Annotated in this window: 25 protein-coding genes; 2 read left to right on the top strand and 23 right to left on the bottom strand. The window is 50.6% G+C overall.

All coding sequences use genetic code 11. The features are described from left to right. Window positions 1-126: 126 nt before the first annotated feature. Window positions 127-1,710, top strand: coding sequence for a stage V sporulation protein B (gene spoVB / locus ACN6MW_RS22910; RefSeq protein WP_419872206.1), 1,584 nt, complete (start codon window positions 127-129; stop codon window positions 1,708-1,710). Between the two features lie 59 nt (window positions 1,711-1,769). Here spoVB and ACN6MW_RS22905 read toward each other — a convergent pair whose 3' ends face one another. Then, window positions 1,770-2,543 carry a YetF domain-containing protein gene (locus tag ACN6MW_RS22905; RefSeq protein WP_419872205.1) on the bottom strand — a complete coding sequence of 258 codons (774 nt, stop codon included), beginning with the start codon at window positions 2,541-2,543 and terminating at the stop codon, window positions 1,770-1,772. Between the two features lie 229 nt (window positions 2,544-2,772). Between ACN6MW_RS22905 and ACN6MW_RS22900 the strand changes: the two genes are divergently transcribed. Continuing rightward, window positions 2,773-3,165, top strand: coding sequence for a TIGR04086 family membrane protein (locus ACN6MW_RS22900; protein ID WP_364143193.1), 393 nt, complete (start codon window positions 2,773-2,775; stop codon window positions 3,163-3,165). A gap of 59 nt (window positions 3,166-3,224) precedes the next feature. Here the strand turns inward: ACN6MW_RS22900 and yajC are convergent, their stop codons facing one another. From yajC to ACN6MW_RS22790, 22 genes are all read right to left on the bottom strand, one after another. Beyond that, entirely contained in the window at window positions 3,225-3,533 is a 309-nt protein-coding gene (gene yajC / locus ACN6MW_RS22895) for a preprotein translocase subunit YajC (protein ID WP_419872204.1), read from the bottom strand. Window positions 3,534-3,547: 14 nt separating this feature from the next. Next, complete coding sequence (gene tgt, locus ACN6MW_RS22890) at window positions 3,548-4,681, bottom strand: tRNA guanosine(34) transglycosylase Tgt (protein WP_364143197.1); 1,134 nt, start codon at window positions 4,679-4,681, stop codon at window positions 3,548-3,550. A 22-nt stretch (window positions 4,682-4,703) separates the two neighbouring features. Next, window positions 4,704-5,750, bottom strand: a complete 1,047-nt coding sequence (gene queA, locus ACN6MW_RS22885) for a tRNA preQ1(34) S-adenosylmethionine ribosyltransferase-isomerase QueA (RefSeq protein WP_419872203.1) — start codon at window positions 5,748-5,750, stop codon at window positions 4,704-4,706. 10 nt (window positions 5,751-5,760) lie between these two features. Beyond that, window positions 5,761-7,881 (bottom strand): SpoIID/LytB domain-containing protein, encoded by a 2,121-nt coding sequence (locus ACN6MW_RS22880; protein WP_419872202.1) that lies wholly within the window; start codon window positions 7,879-7,881, stop codon window positions 5,761-5,763. Continuing rightward, window positions 7,871-8,338, bottom strand: a complete 468-nt coding sequence (locus ACN6MW_RS22875; RefSeq protein WP_419872201.1) for a thiol-disulfide oxidoreductase DCC family protein — start codon at window positions 8,336-8,338, stop codon at window positions 7,871-7,873. The genes ACN6MW_RS22880 and ACN6MW_RS22875 overlap by 11 nt, the downstream gene beginning before the upstream one ends. 6 nt (window positions 8,339-8,344) lie before the next feature. Then, window positions 8,345-9,346, bottom strand: a complete 1,002-nt coding sequence (ruvB, locus tag ACN6MW_RS22870) for a Holliday junction branch migration DNA helicase RuvB (protein ID WP_419872200.1) — start codon at window positions 9,344-9,346, stop codon at window positions 8,345-8,347. A gap of 19 nt (window positions 9,347-9,365) precedes the next feature. After that, a complete protein-coding gene (gene ruvA, locus ACN6MW_RS22865) occupies window positions 9,366-10,001 on the bottom strand; it encodes a Holliday junction branch migration protein RuvA (RefSeq protein ID WP_364143211.1) in 636 nt (211 codons plus the stop codon). Beyond that, a complete protein-coding gene (gene ruvC / locus ACN6MW_RS22860) occupies window positions 10,001-10,501 on the bottom strand; it encodes a crossover junction endodeoxyribonuclease RuvC (protein WP_308998517.1) in 501 nt (166 codons plus the stop codon). Before ruvC ends, ruvA begins: the two co-directional genes overlap by 1 nt. A 172-nt stretch (window positions 10,502-10,673) precedes the next feature. Continuing rightward, the gene (locus ACN6MW_RS22855) at window positions 10,674-11,309 is read right to left on the bottom strand and encodes a BofC C-terminal domain-containing protein (RefSeq protein WP_419872199.1); all 636 of its coding nucleotides are present in this window, start codon (window positions 11,307-11,309) and stop codon (window positions 10,674-10,676) included. Window positions 11,310-11,436: 127 nt separating this feature from the next. Beyond that, on the bottom strand, window positions 11,437-13,395 hold the full coding sequence (locus ACN6MW_RS22850) for a LysM peptidoglycan-binding domain-containing protein (RefSeq protein ID WP_419872198.1): 1,959 nt from the start codon (window positions 13,393-13,395) through the stop codon (window positions 11,437-11,439). Between the two features lie 200 nt (window positions 13,396-13,595). Then, the gene (gene pheA, locus ACN6MW_RS22845; protein WP_419872197.1) at window positions 13,596-14,465 is read right to left on the bottom strand and encodes a prephenate dehydratase; all 870 of its coding nucleotides are present in this window, start codon (window positions 14,463-14,465) and stop codon (window positions 13,596-13,598) included. 2 nt (window positions 14,466-14,467) lie between these two features. Continuing rightward, window positions 14,468-15,439 (bottom strand): homoserine kinase, encoded by a 972-nt coding sequence (thrB, locus tag ACN6MW_RS22840; protein ID WP_419872196.1) that lies wholly within the window; start codon window positions 15,437-15,439, stop codon window positions 14,468-14,470. A 5-nt stretch (window positions 15,440-15,444) separates the two neighbouring features. Further along, window positions 15,445-16,731, bottom strand: coding sequence for a homoserine dehydrogenase (locus ACN6MW_RS22835; protein WP_419872195.1), 1,287 nt, complete (start codon window positions 16,729-16,731; stop codon window positions 15,445-15,447). A gap of 24 nt (window positions 16,732-16,755) precedes the next feature. After that, window positions 16,756-17,193, bottom strand: coding sequence for an ACT domain-containing protein (locus ACN6MW_RS22830; protein WP_419872194.1), 438 nt, complete (start codon window positions 17,191-17,193; stop codon window positions 16,756-16,758). 134 nt (window positions 17,194-17,327) lie between these two features. After that, a complete protein-coding gene (gene obgE / locus ACN6MW_RS22825) occupies window positions 17,328-18,653 on the bottom strand; it encodes a GTPase ObgE (RefSeq protein ID WP_364143228.1) in 1,326 nt (441 codons plus the stop codon). 13 nt (window positions 18,654-18,666) lie between these two features. Beyond that, complete coding sequence (locus ACN6MW_RS22820; protein WP_419872193.1) at window positions 18,667-19,404, bottom strand: Spo0B domain-containing protein; 738 nt, start codon at window positions 19,402-19,404, stop codon at window positions 18,667-18,669. 135 nt (window positions 19,405-19,539) lie between these two features. Continuing rightward, window positions 19,540-19,851 (bottom strand): 50S ribosomal protein L27, encoded by a 312-nt coding sequence (gene rpmA, locus ACN6MW_RS22815; RefSeq protein WP_056629028.1) that lies wholly within the window; start codon window positions 19,849-19,851, stop codon window positions 19,540-19,542. A gap of 90 nt (window positions 19,852-19,941) precedes the next feature. Then, window positions 19,942-20,280, bottom strand: a complete 339-nt coding sequence (locus ACN6MW_RS22810) for a ribosomal-processing cysteine protease Prp (RefSeq protein ID WP_364143234.1) — start codon at window positions 20,278-20,280, stop codon at window positions 19,942-19,944. An 11-nt stretch (window positions 20,281-20,291) separates the two neighbouring features. Next, window positions 20,292-20,603: a 50S ribosomal protein L21 gene (gene rplU, locus ACN6MW_RS22805; protein ID WP_053374798.1), complete on the bottom strand. Its 312-nt coding sequence runs from the start codon at window positions 20,601-20,603 to the stop codon at window positions 20,292-20,294. Window positions 20,604-20,792: 189 nt separating this feature from the next. Then, window positions 20,793-22,043 carry an Rne/Rng family ribonuclease gene (locus ACN6MW_RS22800; protein ID WP_419872192.1) on the bottom strand — a complete coding sequence of 417 codons (1,251 nt, stop codon included), beginning with the start codon at window positions 22,041-22,043 and terminating at the stop codon, window positions 20,793-20,795. Between the two features lie 37 nt (window positions 22,044-22,080). Beyond that, on the bottom strand, window positions 22,081-22,962 hold the full coding sequence (locus tag ACN6MW_RS22795; RefSeq protein WP_364143241.1) for a M50 family metallopeptidase: 882 nt from the start codon (window positions 22,960-22,962) through the stop codon (window positions 22,081-22,083). After that, complete coding sequence (locus ACN6MW_RS22790) at window positions 22,955-23,866, bottom strand: peptidoglycan DD-metalloendopeptidase family protein (protein ID WP_419872191.1); 912 nt, start codon at window positions 23,864-23,866, stop codon at window positions 22,955-22,957. Before ACN6MW_RS22790 ends, ACN6MW_RS22795 begins: the two co-directional genes overlap by 8 nt. Window positions 23,867-23,989: the final 123 nt, after the last annotated feature.

Here is a 23,989-nt window from a genome sequence, read left to right as displayed (position 1 = left end):
AATGAATGACATGGAATCGGACATGCCGAGCATAAAGATGATAGTACCGGCCTGTCTCACAGCTTCGTCTGATTGCTCAGGCAGGAGCAGACCAGCTATTCCATGATAGAGAAGAGGGTTTTTAAAATGGCGAAGCAAAAAAATCCAACCAAACAAACATTTATAAAAGGCGCTATGATATTGCTTGCTGCAGGCATTATAAACAGACTACTCGGCTTCGTGCCTCGTATCGCTTTGCCGCGAATCATAGGGGCTGAGGGGGTAGGACTATACCAGCTTAGCTATCCCTTTCTTACGGTGTTACTCACCTTGATTACCGGAGGCATACCGCTTGCGGTAGCCAAATGGATAGCGGAAGCTGAATCGCAGGGCGATACTACCCGGGTAAAGTACATCTTCAGGACAGCTATGGGACTTGTCGCTCTGCTCGGCTTGATCATGACCGGAGTGATGCTTCTTGGCGCTAAATGGATTACGACGCATATCCTTCCGGATGCCCGCGTTTACCAAACCTTTCTGGTGATGACGCCTATGCTCATCATTATCGGTTTGTCCTCGGTCTACCGGGGATACTTCCAAGGAAAACAGAATATGATCCCGACGGCTGTCTCCCAAATCGTCGAAACGGTGCTTCGGATCATCGCATCGCTTTCATTTTCGTTTATGTTCCTGCCATATGGGCTGGAGTGGGCCGCTGCCGGCGCCATGCTTGGCGCTGTCGTAGGCGAGATTGGCGGTCTTGCGGTGCTGCTTTGGAAATATTACCGCGATAAGGCCCGTACAAAACAAGAAGAAGCGAGTCAAGCTGATCACGCTAAAATGCAAGCCAAAAGAGAACCTGTCCTGCGGAGACTGCTCGGCCTTTCGATCCCTGTAACCGGCAGCCGGTTGGTTGGTTCCTTCTCCTACCTGCTGGAATCTATTCTCACTGCCCGCAGTCTTGCAGCCGCCGGTATTGCAACAGGCATTGCTACCGCTCAATATGGCGCGCTTCAGGGGATGATCGTTCCGCTTCTGCTTCTGCCGACGGCCTTAACATACTCGCTAGCCGTATCCTTGGTGCCTTCTTTGTCCGAAGCAGCCGCCCGGGGAGACCACTCCTTAATTCATAAAAGGCTTCATCAATCCATGAGGCTCGCACTGGTTTCCGGCGCACCTTTCGTCGTTATCATGACTCTTTTCGCAGAACCGATTTGCCGGATTCTTTATAACCATGCGGATATAGCGCCGATGCTTCAGCTCATTGCTCCCGTTGGCATATTCATTTATTTGCAAGCGCCGCTGCAAGCTGCCCTTCAAGCGCTTAATAAACCAGGAACAGCGCTTATCAATACATTAATCGGAGCAATCGTTAAGCTCTTTCTAATCGTTCAGCTCGCGTCGGATCCTGATTACGGCATTTATGGTGCCCTTATTGCCATAAACGTAAATATCGTGCTCGTTACCGTCTTGCATGCCATAAGCGTATTACGATTTATCGGCTTCCACATGAAGCTCCTCGATTTCGCTAAAGTAGGCGCAGCGATGATTATTATGGGTGCAGCCGCTCGCTTCACCATGAATCAGCAACCGCTGACCATGGAATGGATTAATCTGCTGTTGGCCTGTGCGGCGAGTGCGATCGTCTATTTAATGCTAATGGTCGTCATGAAAATTATTGACCGCCATGACATGGTGCGCATCCCGTTATTCGGAAATTGGTTTAAATAATTGTACAGCCCTTCAAACAACAAAACAGCGATAGGAAAGGGAATGGAATCCCCCCTTCTTTATCGCTGTTTTTTGTCATGCGTGTCTACGAATAGCTTTCCTTTATGGTCAATCGTGCAAAAAAATACGTCTTTGAAATCGGTAACGCCTTTTTCCTGCAGTATATTTTTAAGCCAAAATCGGGTTTTCTCGAGCTTTTCCAAGCTTTCATCCTGTACCTTGCCATCCATGATCAATGGGATCGGCAAAATCTCGAAACGATATTTCGAAGGAATAATTTTAGTCTGGTTGAACGGTTTTAGCTTATGTTCCGAATCTGCGCCTTCCGATTCGCGGCCTTCGGCGCCGTGCCCATCCATTCCATTATTCTCAGAAGCATTGAAGCTCTCCTTCGGTATGATGGAAAGCTTGCCGCTTGTTTCTAATATTGCGAACTCTACATCAGATACGGCGCTAATTTTATTCTCCCTCAGCTGCAGCATCAAGTCGTCTAAATTGTAACGCTGCTTTCGCATAACATCGCTATTCAGCTTGCCCTTGTCAATAATAACACTCGGTTTGCCGTCAAAAAGCAGCCTTAGCTTTCGACTTTTCATCGTCATGAAAGCACTGCCCACTTGAATAATAAGCAAGACGGCCATCGGCAAAATACCGCTCCATAAGGAGCGATCCATATCCTCGATAACAATCACTGCAATTTCTGCAATCATGACCGAAATCACGAGATCGAATACGGATAGCTTACCGATTTCTCGTTTTCCCATAAATCTCATGATCAGAAACACCACGAAATAAATGATCACCGTCCGGATCAACAGGCTCCAGAATTCCAAGCGGAAACCGCCTCCTCGACTTTTGTCTGAGAGCTGATGTCAGCTCCGTCTGTCCGTAAAGGTATCATGACCAGCGCTGGATAACATCATACTCCGATTCATTACACGAATATATGGCAATGCCCCAAGCCTGCCAATAATTACTTTGAAGACATGCTGAGAGTTGTACTATTCTGACCGGCTTGACCATATGGATAAGTAATACATACCAATCGCTGGGGGGAATTGGATGAGCTCGGTTAAACAAGCTGCTAAACCGCCATTAATTGCTTCGCCTTTGCTTGCTGGAGTGCTTTTTTCAATCATTTGGCTGGCAGTAGGCGCCTTGCTGCTCTCGCTGCTTTTGCATTTTACAGGAATGAAAGAAAGCAGTTTATCCACGAACGCATTGCTTGTTCACGGATTTGCCTCGCTTGCAGGCGGATTTACATCCGGCCGCCGCTCTGAAAGCAAGGGCTGGTATAACGGCGCGCTGCTCGGGTTAATTTATGGCGCGATCGTGATTATTATTAGTTTTCTGGCATCGAACGCTTCCCTGTCGCTGCACAGCGCCATGCTGCTCGGCGCGTCTCTCCTGACAGGCGCTTTTGGCGGCATGATCGGCGTCAATTTAAAAAAATGAATATGCAAAAGAAAACGGCTGACATGCAAGCATGTCAGCCGTTTTCTTTCGTTTATTCCTTATTCATTTACTGCTGGTGCAGAGTTAATAATAGTATTGATGGCACTGCGCTCAAACGTCATTTTTGTTGTATCGTTTACACGAAGTACAACGGTATCGTCGCTAAGCTCAACTACCGTTCCATGCAAACCACCAATTGTTGAAATTTTATCGCCTTTTTTCAATTGGTTAAGCATCGAAGTACGTTGTTTTTGTTTCTTCTGCTGCGGACGAATTAGTAAGAAATAGAACACCGCGAACATAAGCACAAACGGCCAAATCATACCTATGATATTGCTTTGACCTGCTTCACCTGCTGCTTGCCACATCGAAATCCCCCCTTTCAAAACCCTTTCTCATTATCGAACAGGCCGTAGCTTGTGAAAAAGGAATCCCGGAAATCGAGCAACCGGTCCTCCATGATCGCTTGCCGAACGTCCCGCATGAGTTGAAGCAAGAAATGCAAATTGTGATAAGTCGTCAGCCTCATGCCAAACGTCTCATCCGCTTTTATTAAATGCCGGATATAAGCTCTTGAATAATTCGTGCATGTGTAGCATGAGCACTCTGGGTCCAGCGGACCAAAATCCTCTGCGTACTTCGCATTGCGGATAACAAGTCTGCCTTGGCTTGTCATCGTTGTCCCATTGCGGGCAATACGCGTTGGCAGCACGCAATCAAACATATCAATGCCTCGGATAGACCCTTCAATCAGCGCATCCGGAGATCCGACTCCCATAAGGTAACGCGGTTTATTCGCAGGTAAAATGGGAACCGTATAATCAAGAACATCATACATTAAATGCTTAGGTTCACCTACACTCAGTCCACCAATAGCATACCCCGGGAAATCCATGGAAGTCAAATCATTTGCGCTTTGAATGCGCAAATCCTTGTACATTCCCCCTTGTACAATGGCAAAGAGTCCTTGATCATCAGGCCTAGCATGTGCTTTAAGGCAGCGCTCTGCCCATCTTGTTGTCCGCTCCAGCGATTTCTTCACATACTCATGCTCCGCTGGAAATGGCGGACATTCATCGAAAGCCATCATAATATCGGAGCCAAGCGCATTTTGTATTTCCATTGCGACCTCAGGAGAAAGAAACTTCTTATCCCCGTTGAGATGGGAACGGAAGTGCACGCCCTCTTCCGTGATTTTGCGCATCTCGCTTAGGCTGAATACTTGGAAGCCGCCGCTGTCCGTTAGGATCGGCCGATCCCAGTTCATAAACTTATGGAGCCCGCCGGCATTTCTTACAATCTCATGTCCCGGTCTCAGAAAAAGATGATACGTGTTGCTCAAAATAATATGGGCGTCCATCGTTTTCAGCTCTTCTGGACTCATCGTCTTCACCGTAGCCTGCGTGCCTACCGGCATAAAGGCCGGTGTTTCGATAACGCCATGCGGAGTGTGTACGCGTCCCAGACGCGCCCCCGATTGTTTGCATTGTTTAATTAATTCATATTTTACAGCCACAATTCACGCTTCCTATTCCTAGTTAGTAAATAAACATCGCGTCGCCAAAGCTGAAGAAGCGATACTCATGGGCAATCGCATCTTCATAAGCCCGCATGACGGCATCGCGCCCGGCCAGCGCACTGACAAGCATAACCAGCGTTGACTTCGGCAAATGAAAATTGGTGAGAAGAGCATTGACGAGCTTAAACTCGTAGCCCGGGAAAATAAAGATGGAAGTCCAGCCGCTGCAAGCCTCGAGATCATTTCCTTCGAAGCGTGCCGCCAATGTCTCCAGTGTCCTGGATGAGGTTGTCCCTACAGCAATTATACGCGCACCGTTCCGTTTGGCTTCATTTATTATGGCCGCATTCTGTTCGCTCAGCTCATAATACTCGGCATGCATTTCATGATCCTCCACCAAATCGACAGACATCGGGCGAAAAGTTCCCAGTCCGACATGGAGCGTCACGTAAGCCAGCTGTACTCCCTTTGCCTGCAATCTCGCAAGAAACTCATCGGTAAAATGAAGGCCTGCCGTTGGCGCAGCCGCAGAACCCGCATGCTTCGAGTAAACAGTCTGATATCTTTCCCGTTCTTCCAGCCTCTCCTTGATATAAGGCGGAAGCGGCATTTCTCCGAGTCTATCCAGCAGCTCTTGAAAGATCCCTTCGTATTGAAAACGGATCGTTCTTCCGCCCATTTCCCCCTCCTGTTCAATCACTGCCCGCAGCAGGGGGTTGCCATGTCCATCGTCGCCAAAAGACAGCGCCGTACCAATTTTCAGCCGCTTAGCCGGCTTTCCAAGCGCCTCCCAGCTGTCTCCTTCGAGCTGCTTTAGAAGAAGCAGCTCGATTTTGGCACCGGTGTCGCTTTTCACTCCCGTTAATCGTGCTGGAATAACTCTCGTATCATTTAAAACAAGCACGTCCCCTGCCCCGACATACTGCTCTAAATCCGTAAATTTGTTATGCGAAATCTCGCCGGTTTGCTTATTGAGGGCAAGCAGCTTGGAACCAGTCCGATCCAACAGCGGTGTCTGAGCGATTAGACGCTCGGGCAATTCGAAATCAAACCATTCTACATTCATATCGATTCAATCATTCCTTAGCGATGGTTACATCTTTGTAGTAGTATTTCAAAATATATTGATAGTCATACCCTTGTTGAGCAAGGCTTAAGGCACCATATTGCGATAACCCGACCCCATGCCCGTTTCCTGTGCCTATAAACCGGAAGGAAGGCTCTTTCGTTGCCGCTCGCAGCTGCTTGCTGCCATCCAGAATAAATAGATTATCCTGATTAACTTCCGCAACCTTGCCCCCTGCACCGATCATATAAACCGGTGCCGAATCTGCTGGTTTAGCCCGTGTTGCTGAACCCGCTCCGAGCATGGCTACCTTTGCTGTTTCCTCGATTTGAAACAAAGTGCTAGGCAGCGAGCTTTGTACGCCTAATGTGCTGCGGAACATATCCGGATAGCTCACGCTAAGTTTTTCACCGTTAGCCAAAATCTCGGTTGCGCGCCCCGAAGCCCCGCTTTTGCTAATTTCCAAGGTACGCAGCGGTCCGCTTATTTTTGTTTTCACTTTCGAGTTGATAACCGTAAGCATTTCCTGCGGCGTATAAGGTCCTCTCACCCAAGACATAGAACCCGATTCCACTCTTTTCTCCAGCACGACTACCTGTGTTCCGCTGTCCGCCTGTGCTACCACCGGGATTGTATCCTGGATTTGTGGATGCTTGCGCACCTTCGTTCCATTTGTATTGACTTGCATGATGGAGCTTCCGGCTGCAGTAGTTTTCCCGGTCTCATCAAGCAGGTCATCGCGGACATAGCCGATGGCTCCGCTTGGGAGGACAACACGGTACCAGCTGTGCAATCCAACCTCGGATGAAGTGTCCGGACTCTTTACCGCTTGCAAATAAGGAACGGCATTGCCCCATATTTCTTTGGCATCGGCTGTCATTCCTCCGGCGCTTGCCGCAAACAAAGCCTCAATGACCTTGCCGTTATACATAGCGACTTCTCCAGCCGTTGCCTCTACAGCTGCAATGGTAGACTCGCGTTCCGAGCCGACGCCGTAATAGGCTTGGCTAAGGGTCGTATCCACAACATGAGCGATTTGAAAACCGAAGCCTTTATTCAGCGCATAGGACCTGGCCGCGACGGCTTGCGCTTTCAGTGCCTCAGCCGGCCATGACGGATACATTTCTACTCCTACGACAGAATAGAGATATTGCTCAAAAGGAAGCTCATTAATGACGGCCATCCTTCCGTTAAGCACGCTGAGCTCGAAAATTCCGCGATAGCTGCGATTGCTGCGTTCCGTCAGCTTAATCGGCTCTGCGCTAATCGGTGATACCGAGATTTCCGCATCGCTGCCTGCAAACATATATAGCTCCGAGCTGCTCTCCGCTTTCGCGCTTACGGTGTGGTCATTCCGCACCACTAAATAAGCTTGGCTCGAATCACTATCCGTCAGCGCGCTCCCGCCCGCTGCCTTGGCTGCCGCAGCCCGAACGATTTGAAGCTCTGCCTCTGTCACTGCTGCGCCCACCATTACTGAATAATTGGCTGTTCCGCTTTGCGTCGAACGTATGGCAACGAAAGCATCCAGACCTACGGCGCCAAAGCTGCTCGCAGCTGCGATAGCTTCCGCTTTATTCGGTAACGCTGCGCTCTCCAAATGAAGCGGTCCTTGCAGAACGGATTTAAAACCGCCAACCAGCTTAGCCAATTCGCTATCGCCCGTCCATTTGGTTTGAGCGGCTGCTGCTTCCGCAGCTGTTTTGTATGTACCTTCAATGACTTGATAAACGATTGCGCCATTCTTGGAAAGCGAGGTTAGAAACGCTGATCCTTTCAATGCCTGCAGCCTCTTTTGAACCGCTAGCGCTGAAGCAAAGGTTGATGATTCGTAAACCTTTACCTTGAAGCTGTCTACGGCAAAACGAGCGGCAGCGCCTCCCTCGACGTTGAACCAAGGATGCACGCCGTCCGGCCGCCGTTCGCCAATGCTCATACCGCCAGCAGACGAAAAAGTTGCCGCAGCCGTCGTAACATCATATTTCCCAGGCAATTGCATAAACAAAGCCACGCGAATATTTTCCAGCTTAGGTACGGCAGCTTGCGAAGGAGAACCTGTCCAAGCCGTTGCGAGCAAAATAATCGTTATGAACATGATCGTATATTGCTTAATTGACCGTTTAATTGCCAAGCTTGTTTCTCTCCCCTCTGTCCTGCGGCAGATCGCAGCCGTCAATGGAACAGCTTTGCTCGGTAGAGCCAAACCATTCGTATCTTCTTTTCGCAATAAATCGATAAATACGGTCAGCTATCCGGTTCATGCCTGGAATGCGGTAGAAAGCGGATAACCACCGAAAACCTCGGACCGTCCTTAAAATGCGCACGACACCATCAGCTCCCGCAAAAAGCTGTCCGCGTTCATCGGCAACATGCATTTTCTCATACAGCGCGCCAAAATCAAACCGGTCAATATGGGGAATGAGCCGGGCAGTATCCTTTACCGCTTCTAATTGCTGAATCTGGATGAACTGCAAATCCGCCTTGGAATGGAGCTCCCGCAGCCTGGCCACGGAAGCAAGACATAGATTGCAATGTCCGTCATAGATGACATACAGCTTCTCAGAAGCTTGATTACCTTTTAAGTTCATGGCCCGCTACCTCCCCGGAATCGGGAGACCTAAATGCCGATAGGCTTGATCCGTAGCGATCCTTCCGCGAGGCGTCCGCTGCAGAAACCCGATTTGCATCAAGTACGGTTCATATACATCCTCGATCGTTTGGCTTTCTTCCCCGATTGTTGCAGCGATCGTATCGAGGCCGACGGGCCTGCCGGCAAACGTAGTCATCATCGCCTGCAGCATTTTGAAATCGATCAAATCAAGTCCCATCGGATCGACCTGCAGCAGCTCAAGCGCTGAACGGGCCATATCATGTGTAATGACCCCATCGCCCCGAACCTGCGCAAAATCACGCACGCGCTTTAGCAGCCGATTCGCGATACGCGGCGTTCCTCGGGAACGCATGGCAATCTCTGACGCCGCCTCGCCGACAATACTGACATTCAAGATCTCGGCGGTTCTGGCAACGATGAAAGCTAGTTCGTCTATCGTATAGAACTCAAGCCGGCTCACGACACCGAAACGGTCGCGAAGCGGCGCCGACAGAAGGCCTGCCCTCGTAGTCGCGCCAATTAAGGTGAACGGCGGCAAGTCCAATCGAACGGATCTGGCGCTGGGGCCTTTACCGATCATAATATCAAGCGCGAAATCTTCCATCGCCGGATACAGGACCTCCTCTACGGTCCGGTGTAAGCGATGGATTTCATCGATAAAGAGAACGTCGCCCTCCTGCAAATTCGTCAGCAGTGCTGCGAGATCGCCAGGACGCTCAATGGCCGGACCGGAAGTCGTCCGCAGATTAACTCCCAGCTCGTTGGCGATAATGTTCGACAGCGTGGTTTTGCCAAGGCCTGGCGGACCGTAAAGCAGCACGTGATCCAACGCTTCCTTGCGCAGTTTCGCTGCTTCAATATATACCTTCAAATTTTCCTTTGCCTTTGATTGCCCGATGTATTCGGCTAAATAGCGGGGACGCAAGCTGAGCTCAACCGCCTGATCTTCCATCATCAGGTTGGCGGAAATGATTCTGTCATCCATCTGCCTTCATCTCCCTCCCTTACCCTTTAAACAACTGCTGCAGCGCCCGTTTCATCAAAGAATCGACAGACTCTTCTGCCGTTACGCTGTGCTGCAACCCATTCCATGCCTTATCCAGCTCCACGGCAGTGTATCCGAGTGCCGCAAGGCCCTCTCTTGCCTCCTGCCATGCGGTTCCCGCTCCCTGGCCCGAATGCCTGCTCGAAGTAAGATCGAGCGCTACGCCTGCTGCTGTCAGCAGACCGCCGTCAAGTCCTGCTCCGATCAGCTTGTCCTTGAGGTCGAGAATCATCCGCTGCGCCGTTTTTTTGCCGATGCCGGGAAGCTTCGTTAGAAACGCAAGGTTTTCCTGCTGAATGGCCGCAATAACGGCGTCAGGCCTGCCTCCTGACAAAATACCCAGCGCGACGCGCGGTCCGATGCCCGATACCTCGAGCAGCTTGCGGAACAGCGTTTGCTCTTCCCTGGTCTCAAATCCAAACAGCAATACGGCATCCTCGCGAACGTTATGATGGATAAAGACGGTTACGGGCTCTTCTTTTTTGGCAAACGCATATGGATTAGGTGTAAATACGCGATAGCCTGTGTCTCTTACGTCCAGAACGATATATTCAGATTCCAGATGGACAACATTGCCTCTCAAAAAATCGATCACTAGCGTTTCACCTCATTTATTTTCTGGTTCAGGACTACGGAATGCGCATGGCAAATCGCTACTGCAAGCGCATCGGCCACATCATCCGGCTTCGGTACTGCCGAAAGCTTCAAGAATACTTTCACCATTTCCTGCACCTGTTTTTTCTCGGCTTTGCCATACCCCACCACGGCCTGCTTAACCTGCAGCGGCGTATATTCGCCGATTGGCAAGCCCCGCTGCGCAGCCGCCAAAATAATGGCGCCTCTCGCCTGTGCCACATCAAAGGCGGTTGTCACATTCCGGTTAAAAAACAATTTCTCTACGCCGACCGTATCCGGCTTATATTTATCCATTAAAGCGCCCGCAGACTCGTAAACCTGCAGCAGCCGCTGCTCCGGGGGCGTGTGGGCTTCCGTCTGAATCGCACCGTATTGCACGGGTGTAAGCTTATGTCCGATTTTATCTATGAAACCAAATCCAACGATTGCATAACCGGGGTCAATACCAAGAACGCGCAAAAGGCCATCTCCTCAAAAAAACTTGCTAACTCAGCGTACTCATTGAAAGTTGCTTCAACCATTATAGCAAAAGATGAGGGGAATGAGAACGCGCGTTTGATATTTCGGCTAATTGACATAAATAAAGAAGGCCGCGCAGCGAAGCGCGGCCTTCTTTGAGTTCTGCCGCCGGTCAGTAGGCCGGCTTCATCACTTTTTGATTTTTGGTTGCGGCATAATCGCTGTAGGTCGAAAGCACGCTGTTATACTCTTCCATGTCGCTTATCCGGATCCCTTTGGTTAACTGGTCCAGTTTATCCTGCGGAAGGCTGCTTTCCATGTATCGCACGTCCAGTTGAAAGAAGGTGCGTACGACCTTTTCCTTTTTCGGCACGCCGTCATACAAATTTAGATTCCCCTGCTTGTCTACTCCCATATAAGCATTGGCCTTGCAATGCTCTGAAAGGTCTTCTACGCGCTGTTCGACATAAACGATGCTTTGCGCTTGCACGAACTTCGCCTTCCATTCCGGATGTTTATTCAGAAGCTGGACGACCTGTTTACTCATCATGCGCCCTAGCGGCTTAGATTCTTCCCCGCACACGTAAATACGATGCACCTCCACCGTAAGCGGTCCATCCTCTTTTTCAAGCTTCTGTATGATGCTCTGCATCTCAGATTGATCCGGTTCGGCAAAAACATACTCTTCCTGAGGAAGAACAAGCCAGCAAGCAAGCAGGAATGGCATAAAAGCTCCTAAAGACCATGTCGGTCTGCGCTTTCTTCGAAGCTGCTTCTTTAAGTTTTTCCAAAGGCTGAATTCCATCATTGGGAAGACCCCTTCATTATATTTTTTGATAGTATGCGCCAGTATTTCATAAATATTCAAAATGATTTCGTTGCTTATAAAAAGAAGACAGCCCCAATAGATGCATTGGGGCTGCCTTCAATGGCTATTAACGATTAATCCACGGCTGATTGCCGCGGTTTTTCGTTTTGTTTGAACGGGTAGCTACTGTGCGAATAACTGCTTTTTTCGCATTTTTCCGCTGGACGACCGTCTTAGCCGGTTTTTCGATTTCAACGTCGGCTAACTTCGCGGAGACTTGATCCGATCGGTTTCCTTTGCAGCCGCAATCATCTTGGTTTCCTTGACCTGCACCGGCCGTTTGCGGCCAGCCTGGGTAAGGCGGATAAGCTGGATAGCCGTAACCGTAGCCTCCGTCATGATGCGCTTGCGCTGGCATTACCATTCCATGGCCGCCATGCCCATAGCCATAGCCGTAACCATAGTCAGGTTCCATGCCAGCTGGCGACACCATTCCTTGGTTCGGCTGCGCCATGAACGGCGATACCATTCCTTGGTTCGGCTGCGCCATAAGCGGCGACACCATTCCTTGGTTCGGCTGCGCCATAAGCGGCGACACCATTCCTTGGTTCGGCTGCGCCATAAGCGGCGACACCATTCCTTGGTTCGGCTGCGCCATAAGCGGCGACACCATTCCTTGGTTCGGCTGCGCCATGAGCGGCGACACCATTCCTTGGTTCGGCTGCGCCATAAGCGGCGACACCATTCCTTGGTTCGGCTGCGCCATAAGCGGCGACACCATTCCTTGGTTCGGCTGCGCCATAAGCGGCGACACCATTCCTTGGTTCGGCTGCGCCAAAGCTCCGGCAACCATATGATTGTTTTCATTCATGTCATGCTGGAGAGGATTAATGCCGGGATGACCATAACCCCAATCCGGCCCCGCACCCAATGGCATCGTTGAAGGCGAAGGATAGCTTCCGACAAACACCGTTCCCGGAGGACAATCAAAAGGCGCTTCGTTCCCTTCTCCAAGCGGGCTTACCGTACTTCCGAATGGAACAGGCTGCTGCCAGCTGCCATATCCGTAGCCGTGGTCCATTTGAGCTGGCAGCGTCATCGGCTGACCGTAGCCGTGTCCCGTTTGAGCCGGCAGCGTCATTGGCTGGCCATAACCGTATCCGCCGTATGCAGGCTGCTGCGCAGCAGGAGATACGGCTTCGGGAGCTTTTGGCAAATCATACAAGGATAGGGCCTCCGTTGCAGGTATGCCGTATTGTTTGAACAAATCAACATTGGGCTTATACTCCGAATGAATCGGTTTAAGCTTTTTCTCCACCGGTTTCTCGATAGGCAGCGCTTTTTTCGCCGGTTCAACGGCCGCAGCTTTAGGCGCAGGAAGCGGCGCTGGCGCTGCGGGTTTTACGATAGGAGCCGTCGGTTTATTCTCTTGAACGGGAGCCGTTGGCTTTTTCTCCTGTACGGGAGCCGTCGGCTTTTTCTCTTGAACGGGAGCCACAGGTGCAGGCTCTACGGGTGCAACCGGCGTTGGCGCAATGGGAGCCGTCGGCGTCTTGCCCGCAATGGGACCGGTAGGTGTTTTCCCGATGATAGGAGCTGTGGAAAGCTTTCCGACCCAGCCCTGAACGCCTTGCATAATGGATGTAGGATGAAGCATGTGTGCACCGCCGGTACCCTGTGCCGTGCCGTGCCCGGTACCCTGTCCGGCACTGTGTCCGGCATCATGTCCGCCTGCATCGTCATCCATAGCGTTTACCTTTGGTATGTTTACAACCTCTCCTGTAAGAAGCACGTTCGGGTTTTTGAGCTGCGGATTCGCTTTTATCATGGATGCAAGCGGCACGCCCCAAGCCTTCGATAGCTTCCAAAGCGTATCCCCTTGCTTCACGATATGCTGATGCATAATGTCCATACCGCCTCCCGATCCTCCCGTATGGCCGGACGGAATTTTCAGCTTCATGCCCACCTCAATGGCATCCGGGTTCGTAATGCCCGGGTTCAGCTTCAAAATCTCTTCGAGCGAAACGTTATACTTTTGGCCGATCAAGTATAAGCTGTCGCCTTTCTTCACAATATGGATTCTCACTCGCTGTTAACCTCCTGTCACGTTCTAAATAACCAGGCACTGCTAATGCCTATTATCAATCCTTACATCCTATGCACAATATGGGCAGGTGTCTCCACTTTCACAAAAAAAATAGTAAAAAAGCCGAGCCCACCCCTTGGAGTGAACTCGGCTTGCTTGACGGAAATCAGAAATTCTAGCGCATAATGCCTTTGATTTCCTTATTTTTTGTATTCGGTGAAGCTTGGATAGCTGCCTAACACGCGAACCTGGCAGCCGATCGCCTCAATTTCTTGGATAGCAGAAGGCAGAAGCACCGTATCCAGCGCCATGTCGATGTCGATATAGAAATAATAATTGCCGAGCTTTTTCTTTGTCGGACGCGACTCAATGCGGGATAAGTTGATTTTGCGCCATGCAAAAGCAGCAAGCACCTGATGGAGCGCACCGGGATAATCCTCGGGCAGTGTTATCAATATGCTCGTTTTTATCTGATCGGATTTCCGAGCCGTATAGGGCTCCGAACCAACCAGCAGAAAACGCGTGTAATTGTTATCATGGTCCGTTATTTCGCTTGCGAGAACATCAAGCTTTTCGTTCGCGGCAGCGGTCTTTGTGCCAATCGCAGCCCAACCGGCATTCGGGTTATTTTGCACGATTCTGACGCCTTCTGCCGTGCTGCTTACATGCTCTGTCGCTGCGTGCGGCAGCTGCGTGCGCAAAAATTGCAAGCACTGTGCGATCGCTACGGGATGGCTGATGACTTTGGTGATCCGCGACCAATCGATGGCTCCGGTCTCGTCCAGCAGCTCGGACTGGCGTCCAATCAAATTCTGGATAGACGGGTAAACCCATTCCGCTTGAATCGGAAGATCTACCTCATGCACGAGCCAGTCCATATGTAAGCTTACAGAGCCCTCGATCGTATTCTCGATCGGAATGATGCTGTAATCGCTTATCCCATTGACCGTGGATAAGAACACATCCGAAATCAGCCTGTGATGCTTCCAATTAATTTCTTCGCCGTAAAAAAAATGCCTGGCCGCTTCGTCTGACACGGAGCCGGCAGGTAAAACCGCTATCGTCTTCATCGCTACACTGCTCCTTTAATTCTGTCCGGAAGAGGTATGGCAGGCTGCTCCGAGATATCCTCAACGGTAATCTGGGGACCATGCACGCATGGCGACAGCCACAGCGTTTTCGCTTCGATGCCCTCTTGCTTCAACGTATCCAGCAGGAATTGTTCCAATGTCTCTTCCGTTTCCGCCTTATCCTCGGCAAAGGCAATGAGCGTCGGTCCTGCTCCGCTAAGCGCAACGCCCAGCGCGCCATATTCCACCGCGTGCTCCAAAATTGTCGCCATCCCGGGGATCAGCGCTGCACGGTAAGGCTGGTGCAGCCGGTCTTTCATGGCATGGCGGATCATACCGAGATCGCCGCCGGCAAGCGCCGCGACAAGTAAGGAGCTCCGCCCCACGTTGAATACAGCGTCTGCCATGCTGATTTGTGACGGAAGCGCATGACGCGCTTTCTCCGTCGACAGCTGGAAGGCAGGGATCGCCACGAGCGTCTTGAGCCTGCGGTCCGGTTCGATACGGATATAATCCGCCCTTTCCCCGTCCCAAGCAGAAACCACGATGCCTCCGAATAAGGATGCGCCGACATTGTCAGGATGGCCTTCTAAGGCTGTCGCGATTTGGAACAGCTTATCGTCTGAGAGCGGTCCACCGATTAACGCATTCGCCGCCGCGAGTGCTCCGACGATCGCCGATGCGCTGCTTCCTAGTCCGCGCGTGAGCGGAATATCGCTGTGCATCGAGATCGATAGCTCAGGTACGCTGACGCCGGCTTCTTTAAATACCAGCTGCGCTACCTTGTAGATCAAATTGGATTTGTCTTTCGGCAAACCTTTCATTTGATCGCCGTAAAAATGAAATTCCGTTTGCTCGCTGACGCGCAGCTCAATCCACGCATATAACGAGAGCGCCATTCCCAGCGTGTCAAAGCCTGGGCCCAAATTGGCCGTGCTTGCCGGTATCTTAACAATAACTCTGCGATTATTCATGAGGCTTACCCTTCTACGCGGTATACGCTCTTCACTTTATGAACCACATCCAGCGATTCGAACGTCGCGAGTACCTTTTGAATTGCTGCTTTGTTAGCATCATGAGTGATGACGATAATTTCGGCTTCCGGATTTGACGGCGTTGGCTGCTGCAGCACGGACTCCAAGCTAACCTCGAAGTCGGCGAATACCTGCGTGATGCGAGCCAAAACGCCGGCGCGGTCTGCTACTTTAAGCAGCAGGAAATATTTCGATGAGATCTGATCATCCGTTTTGAGTTTTTTCTCTTTGTAAGCTAGGCTTCCCTGCATTCCGTTTACGCCAAGCTTCAGGTTTTTCACGACGGCAACCAAATCGGAGACGATTGAGGTTGCTGTCGGCAGCTCGCCTGCGCCTGCGCCGTAAAACATCGTCTCGCCAACGGCTTCGCCATATACGTAAACCGCATTGAATACGCCGTTAACCGAAGCAATCGGATGCGATTGTTTTACCATCGTCGGCTGCACGCTAATGCTGATCAGATCATCCTGGCGCTCAGCGATCCCAAGCAGCTTCACTTCATAGCCAAGGCGCTTCGCATACAAAATATCTTCTTTCGAAACAGACGAGATCCCTTGAACCGAAACATCCTCAAGCGCTACGTTCGCACGGAAGCCGATTGTTGCAAGAATCGTCATTTTGCGAGCCGCATCAAGTCCCTCGACATCCGATGTCGGATCAGACTCCGCATAACCAAGCTCTTGGGCTTCTTTGAGAACGTCTAAGTAGGATGCGCCTTCTTGGCTCATTTTGGTTAAAATAAAATTCGTTGTCCCGTTCACGATTCCCATAATTTTGTTGATGCGATCGGAAGAAAACCCTTCAACGAGCGTACGGATAATCGGAATACCGCCGGCTACGCTTGCTTCATACAGAACGTCGCAGCGATTCTCCTGCGCTTTCGCCAAAATTTCCGGACCATGCAGCGCCATTAAATCTTTGTTTGCCGTTACCACATGTTTGCCGCGCGAGAGTGCTTCCAGTATATATTCCTTCGTTAGGCCAATTCCGCCCATGACCTCAACAATCACGTCAATATCAGGATGACGGATAATATCCCACGGATCCTCGGTGAGCTTATCGGCATCAATCGCGATGTTACGCGCTTTGCTTTTATTCTGAACAAGCACCTTTTCAATCACGATCGGCGAACCGACTTGACTGGCAAGGTCCTCTTGATGGCCTTCAACAATGCGAACGACGCCCGTACCTACAGTACCTAGACCTAATAATCCTACTTTTACCGGCTTCATATATACCCTCCATTATCTATCCTGTTATCCTTGTCCGATGACCGAAGCTTTGCGTACGCCAGGCTGGCTGCGAAGCATTTCGACCAACGATGACAGTTCCCCGGAAAGCTGCGAAATATCGACTGAAATAACGACGTTGGCAAAGCCCTGAAGCGGAATGGTCTGATTCATCGTCAGGACATTCCCTTCCAGACCGGCCACCATGCTGAGCACGTTCGAGAGCACGCCTGAGCGATGCTCCAAATCCATCGAGATCGTCGCAATCCGTTCCCGTTCGAGCTCATTCAGCGCATAGACGCCGTCTTTATACTTATAAAAAGCGCTTCGGCTTAGACCCACGCGTTCAACCGCTTCATGAACGGTTGCCGCGTCACCCCGGCTAAGCATCTCTTTTACTTGTATCGTCTTCATAATCGCTTCCGGTAAAATGTCCTCCCGAACGACATAATAGCGTTTAGTCACTATTCGTCCTCCTCAAAAAGACAATTGTTCACCTATAGTGGACATTATATCGAAAGATGCGCCTTGGAGCAATAGGTAAATAAGAAAAGACGGCTTACGCCGTCTCTGTTCTTGCTTATTCGGTTATTATTCAACTAACCATTCGGGTTATAATCGCTGCCCTCGAAGAATTCAAAGGCAAAATCACCGATTTGAACCATATCGCCGTCTTTGGCACCCATTTTGCGAAGCTCGGCATCGACGCCCATTTTGCGCATCGTACGAGCAAAGCGCATAACCGCATCATAGGACGTCAAATTCATCCGCTTCATGTATTTATCAATGCCTTCACTCACGATCACATATACTTCATCTTCCTTGTGGATGGTGAATGTCGTTTCTTCACGTTTCTCGTAAGTGTAGACCTTCCGCTCGGCAACATCCTTCACGTCTTCGATCTCTACTTGCTCGGATACCGTATCGAGCACATCAGCCGCTTTATACAGCAGCTCCTGTATCCCTTGCTTTGTTAGCGAGGAAATAGGCAGAATCTCATAATGACGGTCACCGCTGGCTTCCGCAAGCTGCTGCTTGAACAATTCAAGCTGCTCCGCGGCGTCCGGCATGTCCATTTTGTTGGCTGCAATAATTTGCGGCCGGTCTGCGAGCTTCTCATTGTAGAGCACGAGCTCTTCGTTGATTTTCACCCAGTCCTCAAAAGGATCCCGTCCTTCGGAAGCGGACATATCGATGACGTGGATAATCACCCGCGTCCGTTCGACGTGGCGGAGAAACTCATGGCCAAGACCAACGCCCTCATGCGCGCCTTCAATCAATCCAGGCAAATCAGCCATGACGAAGCTGCGGCTGTCACCAACGTCAACAACGCCGAGGTTAGGCGTAATCGTCGTAAAATGATAAGCGCCAATCTTCGGTTTTGCACCCGAAACGACGGAAAGCAAAGTCGATTTCCCTACGCTTGGGAATCCGACTAGCCCAACGTCTGCCATAACCTTAAGCTCAAGCACGACCCAGCGCTCTTGACCTTCTTCGCCGTTTTCCGAAATGTACGGAGCCGGGTTATTTTGCGTAGCAAAACGGATGTTGCCGCGACCGCCGCGACCGCCCTTTGCGATGACGATTTGCTGGCCGTGACGCGTCATGTCCGCAATGATTTCCTGCGTATCGTCATCGACGATGACAGTGCCCGGCGGGATACGGACGATCGTATCTTCAGCACCCGCTCCGTGCATGCTTTTTACTTTTCCGCGTTCTCCGCGATTTGCTTTAAAATGCTTCTGATAGCGGAAATCCATCAGCGTGCGAAGTCCTTCGTCAACCTGAAAAATCAAGTCTCCGCCGCGGCCTCCGTCACCGCCGGCAGGTCCGCCCTGCTCGACATACTTCTCGCGGCGAAACGATACGATACCATCGCCACCGTCGCCGCCTTTTACAAATATTTTCGCTTTATCGACAAACATGTTGTGCCCCCGTTCATGCGCGCATTTCCGCCCTCAGCAGCACCTTTGCATATGGCTGCTCGAAGTTGACCGGCTGCATTGGCGCGCCTTCCAACTGCTGTTGTATTTTTTGCTTCCATTGCTGTTCGTTCATTAGTTCGCCATCATAGTAGAAGGTAGCATTTAGCGCATCCTCATCCAGCGATAGTTCCAGCGTAAGAACAGCAGCATTACCATAGCCAGGCTTCGCCGCAAACCGATATGCGTTAATCGTATGAATGAGCGTTTCGGCTATTTGATCGGCATCTGCCGTTAATTCGTTTAAATGAATATCGCCTTTAATGACGAGCTGAAGCTCCAGCGAATTCGAAATCGTACGAAACGATTGAATGTAACTAACCAGTGACGGAACGCCAAGCTTCGAGATACTGCTCTCCATGGCCATCCGCTCACTTATTTTCTCCACATACTCGGCGGCTTTATCCAGCTTTTTGAGCCTAATATAGCCAAATACCACTTGCAGGTCATTCATCCAGTCATGGCGGTGATGATTGAGAGTTCGAATGGCAGAATTTTGCAGCGATTGTATCGTCCGCGTAGTCCGCTCCGCATGCTCTTTCCGTTCCGTTCGTATCCAGTAAGTCGCAACAGCTATAAGCCAAACAAGAAAGACAGCAGTTAACCACACTTTAGTGGGCCAAATAAGTACGGCAGCGCAGGGCAACAAAATCGTACCCGCTGCGTAATATTTCGCCGTTGTTAAGCGTTCCATCGATTAAACCTACTTTCTTCGTATTTCCTAGCTTATCCAGTATATCATGCGGCCGTCCTACGGTCATCAGCCTTGAAATAAAAAAACCCCGGCCTAGCGATGCAGGCCGGGTCTTGGTGCATATATAAGGTTGTATTAAGCTTCTACTGCTGCAGCTACCGGAGCTTGAACTGCCGGATACACGCTCACTTTTTTGCGGTCGCGTCCCCAACGTTCGAACTTCACTACGCCTTCTACTTTTGCATAAAGCGTATCGTCTTTCCCGATGCCTACGTTAGTTCCCGGGTGAATTTTTGTTCCGCGTTGGCGAAACAAAATGCTTCCAGCAGATACGGTTTGACCGTCAGCACGTTTAGCGCCAAGGCGCTTCGACTGCGAGTCACGTCCGTTCTTCGTGGAACCTACACCTTTCTTCGAAGCGAAAAGCTGAAGATTCAGTTTCAACATAGTTATTCCCTCCTTCTTAAAGGTTTGTGGAGCAAACCTGCTTCGGAAGCATGAACATTAAGGTCTGCCAGGCAAACCTACTTCAAAAGCTTACGCATTAAGAAGTTCATGAATGACGACATGCTTGCCGTATGATTTTGCGATAGTGTCAAGCATAACCGCCATCGATTCCAGCAGCAGCTGCATCCGGCCGTCAGAAGCTTCGTCCGCCAGCGTCGGAATATCCGACGAAAGCCAGCCGTTCTTCATCTTGGCAGGCAGCTCTTCTCCTGCTAAAGCTTCGATCGCGTTAACGGTACCAACCGATATGGCCGATACACCCGCGCAAACGATATCTTTGCCGGGGTTCGCATATTTAGCATGTCCTTCGACTGCAAAAGATACGATCCGTCTGTCAGCGGCTCTTCGTACAAAAGTAACGGTTATCATAGAAATTCCTCTTACGCTTGGATTTTCTCGATTGTTACTTTTGTGAACGGTTGACGATGACCTTGCTTACGACGGTAGTTCTTTTTGGCTTTGTATTTGTAAACGATGATTTTTTGGCCTTTGCCTTGTTTCTCGACTTTGCCTGTTACTGTAGCGCCGGAAACAACCGGAGTTCCAGTTACAAGACCGTCACCTTTAGAAACCGCCAAAACACGATCAAACGTTACGCTCTCGCCTGCTTCAGAATCCAGTTTCTCGATGTAGATAACATCGCCTTCCTGAACTTTGTATTGCTTTCCGCCTGTTACGATGATTGCGAACATTGTTGGTGCACCTCCTTATTTTCGAAGACTCGCCTAATTCAGGTGGTCCGCAGCTTGCGCCGCATACGCTTATTTACCCAATCGGAGCGGTACTTGTACATCTCATTCCTTACGAGGTACGAGACACACACCCAAAGAGTGTACCATACTATGCAAGCTATATCAATTGATCCGCTAAGAAAAATACGATTATTTAGATGAATCATTCCGTTTGGTTGAATGAGCGCCGCAGGCAGGGCAGCGGTCCGATAGCTGATGAACCGCATTTTCACGCGCTTTTTTTCTTGTCATTTCGATCAAGCCAAGCTTGGTCCAGCCCAAAATCGTACATTTCGTTTGATCATTGCGGGATTTCTCGACCAAGCGCTGCATCACCTGCTCGCGATGCTTGTCCTGCTCCATATCGATAAAATCAATAATGATGATTCCGCCTACGTCTCTTACTCTGAGCAATCTGGCAATTTCCTCGGCCGCTTCCATATTGGTGCGAAAAACGGTGTCTTCCAAACCGGAGGAGCCCGTAAATTTCCCCGTGTTCACATCGATAACCGTCAGCGCTTCCGTCTCTTCCCAGATGAGATGCCCCCCGCATGTAAGCGGGATTTTGCGCTCGAAAGCCCTCGTCACCTGCTCCGTCACCCGATACGCATCAAATAAGGATAAGCCTTGCTTAGGCTCATAGCGCTTCAGCCGACCGCGCAGCTGAGGAGTCATTTCCTCCAGCAGGGCCGACGCTTCCTCAAACCTGACGGCATGGTCAATCCAAATCTCATCCATATCGGTTGTTAAGGTATCGCGCACGGCACGGCGCATTAATCCCGCTTCCCTATGCAGCTCGCTGGGCGGCTTCGCATCCAGGCTCCGCTGTACGATACTATGCCAAATTTCCCTTAGCTGCATGACATCCGTCTGCAAGGACAGCTCGCTCTCGGACGCAGCCGCGGTTCGAAGAATGATGCCTTCTTCCTGTTCCCGCAGCTTCTCCCCGATGTACCGCAAGCGGGCACGCTCGCCCTCGGTGCCGATTTTCTTCGAGACGCCGACATAATCAGCGTTCGGCATATAGACAAGCCAGCGGCCGGGCAGCGTAAAATGCGTCGTCACACGTGCCCCCTTACCGCCAAGCGGCTCTTTCATCACTTGAACGAGCAGCTCCTGACCGGGCTTCACCAGGTCTTGTATGAGCGGCTTTTGCTGAGGCTGCTTCTCCAAATGCGGGTGGAGCAGTTCATCAATATACAAAAAAGCATTTTTGGCTAGTCCCACATCAACGAATGCCGACTGCATGCCTGGCAGAACGTTTACGACACGACCTTTGTAGACATTGCCGACCAAACTGCTTGCTTTAGATTTTTCCATGAAAAACTCGACTAGGCGGCCATTCTCCAGCACTGCGGTTTGCAGCATCTCTCCATGTACGTGCATCAACATTTGCTTCATTCCCGACTATCACCTGCCAGTATGCTTTTCATCTATTTTAACTGAAAAGCTCCGACACTGCACGGTTGGGATTATTTTCGGAAAGGCAGCCCTCGACGATCTTCTGCTCCGGCAGCACCTTCACTTCCTTGCTGTGCGCCTCCACCATATAAATCAAATGGTATCTTTCCCTTTGAAACAAACGCGCTACCGAGATTATCGACTGTTTTCCGTTCACGATGATCGGACTTGCGATATGCCCCATCGTGAGAGCTTGCAAGGAAATACGCTCGCGGTACATCAAAAAACGGTAAAATAAAAATGGAACGCTGCGATAATACGTCCAATTCGTCATAACAAGAAAAATACCGACAATCAACAAATTGAGCTGGATGCCATCCTTGGACATCAGCCACGGAAGCAGCGCGGCTATGATCATCAGCGCGCTGAACACCATGCTGATGCGGGCGGACCACAGCAGCATTTTATAGTAATTAACCGTATAGCTTAAGGCTGCTTGCAGCAGCTTCCCGCCATCAAGGGGATGAATCGGCAATAGATTAAATAAGCCAATCATCAAATTCGCCTTCCACACATAGGCCGCCCATTCCGGATCCCACAAGCCCAGCTGTCCGCAGCCCCAAGCCGCAAGCCCCATCCACACATTTTGCAGCGGACCTGCGATAGCTACTACCGCTTCCTCTTTTGCGGGCAGGCCCCCGGCTTCCTCTACCTCCACGACGCCTCCGAAAGGCAGCAGCTTTACTTCGCGCACCGTCCAGCCGAAGCCTAAGGCTACGAATACATGGCCAAGCTCATGCACCAGCACGAGTAAAAACAACGTAATGAGCTCGGCAAAATATCCGGTCATGACCGATCCAAGCATAATGATGACAAACAACGGATGGACCGACCATAAAATCCCTTTCCATTTAATCAATCGGTATCACACCCACCGGATCGATGTACAGGTCGTTTTGCTTCACGGCAAAATAGAGCAAGCTCGGCTGCGTTCCCTCTGCCTTTAACAAATTGCCAATAGGATCTCCCGCTTCAACCCAGTCGTTCACGCTTACCTTTGTTGCGCCGAGCAGCCCGTATACCGTTACGCGCTGGTTGGCATGTTGAATGACGATCGTAGATCCTTTCTCGTCTTGTTCGGTCAATAACAGCACGCGCCCCGTCTCGGCAGCCACAACCTGCCCCTCAGACTTTCCGGCCAGCTCGATGCCGCTCAGGAGTTCCGCAAAGGTTCTCACAAGCGACCCCCCCTCCAGGGGAGAGACAATCGGCAGTTTAACCGTACCGTCCGCGCCTATTGCGGAGCCGCCGTTATCCTTAAAGATAGGAATAAAGGAAGGAGCGCCCGCAAACGTTTCTTTATACCAAGCCGCAGCTGCCGCAAAATCGATTTCATCGGCAAGCGCCTGTTTAACGAGCGCTTGTCCTTTAAGCGTGTATTCATTGTCATAACGGAACATGGCCCAAACGGCTGCAAAAAGCAGCAGCGCGATCGCCAGCTTCCATTTCAGCTCCTTGTGGAAGGTATGCTTGCCCGGCCCATGCCCCGGATCCTTTTTGCCCGTGAGATCAGGCGCTTTGACAAAGGTCTTTTTATCCATAAAACCGTTTTCGTCTCCCCAGCTGGCCCAAGGATTCGGATTTGTTTTCCAGACCACCTCCGGATCGAGCTCTTCCCGCTCGTCCCCCTCAAAATATTCATGCTTGTAGGGGACGGTTGAATTTGCGTACAGGTCCTCGGTTTGCGCATCTCGTGACGATCGATCCGATACGTTCTTGCCTTTCTGCTGCCCCCGCTGCTTTCCGCTTTCCTTCATCGGCATTTCGTTTTCCTCCCCGCTTCCATCGTCATTGCGACAGCTTGTTTCTTTATACATGGATATGTGGGGAGTGAGACAAGTATGCGGACGCGGCAACGACAAAAAAAGCCGTCCCCGATACGGATG

It is taken from the genome of Pristimantibacillus sp. PTI5, from assembly GCF_048572955.1.
GTDB lineage: Bacteria > Bacillota > Bacilli > Paenibacillales > Paenibacillaceae > Pristimantibacillus.
This window is presented reverse-complemented; position numbering and strand designations above follow the sequence as displayed.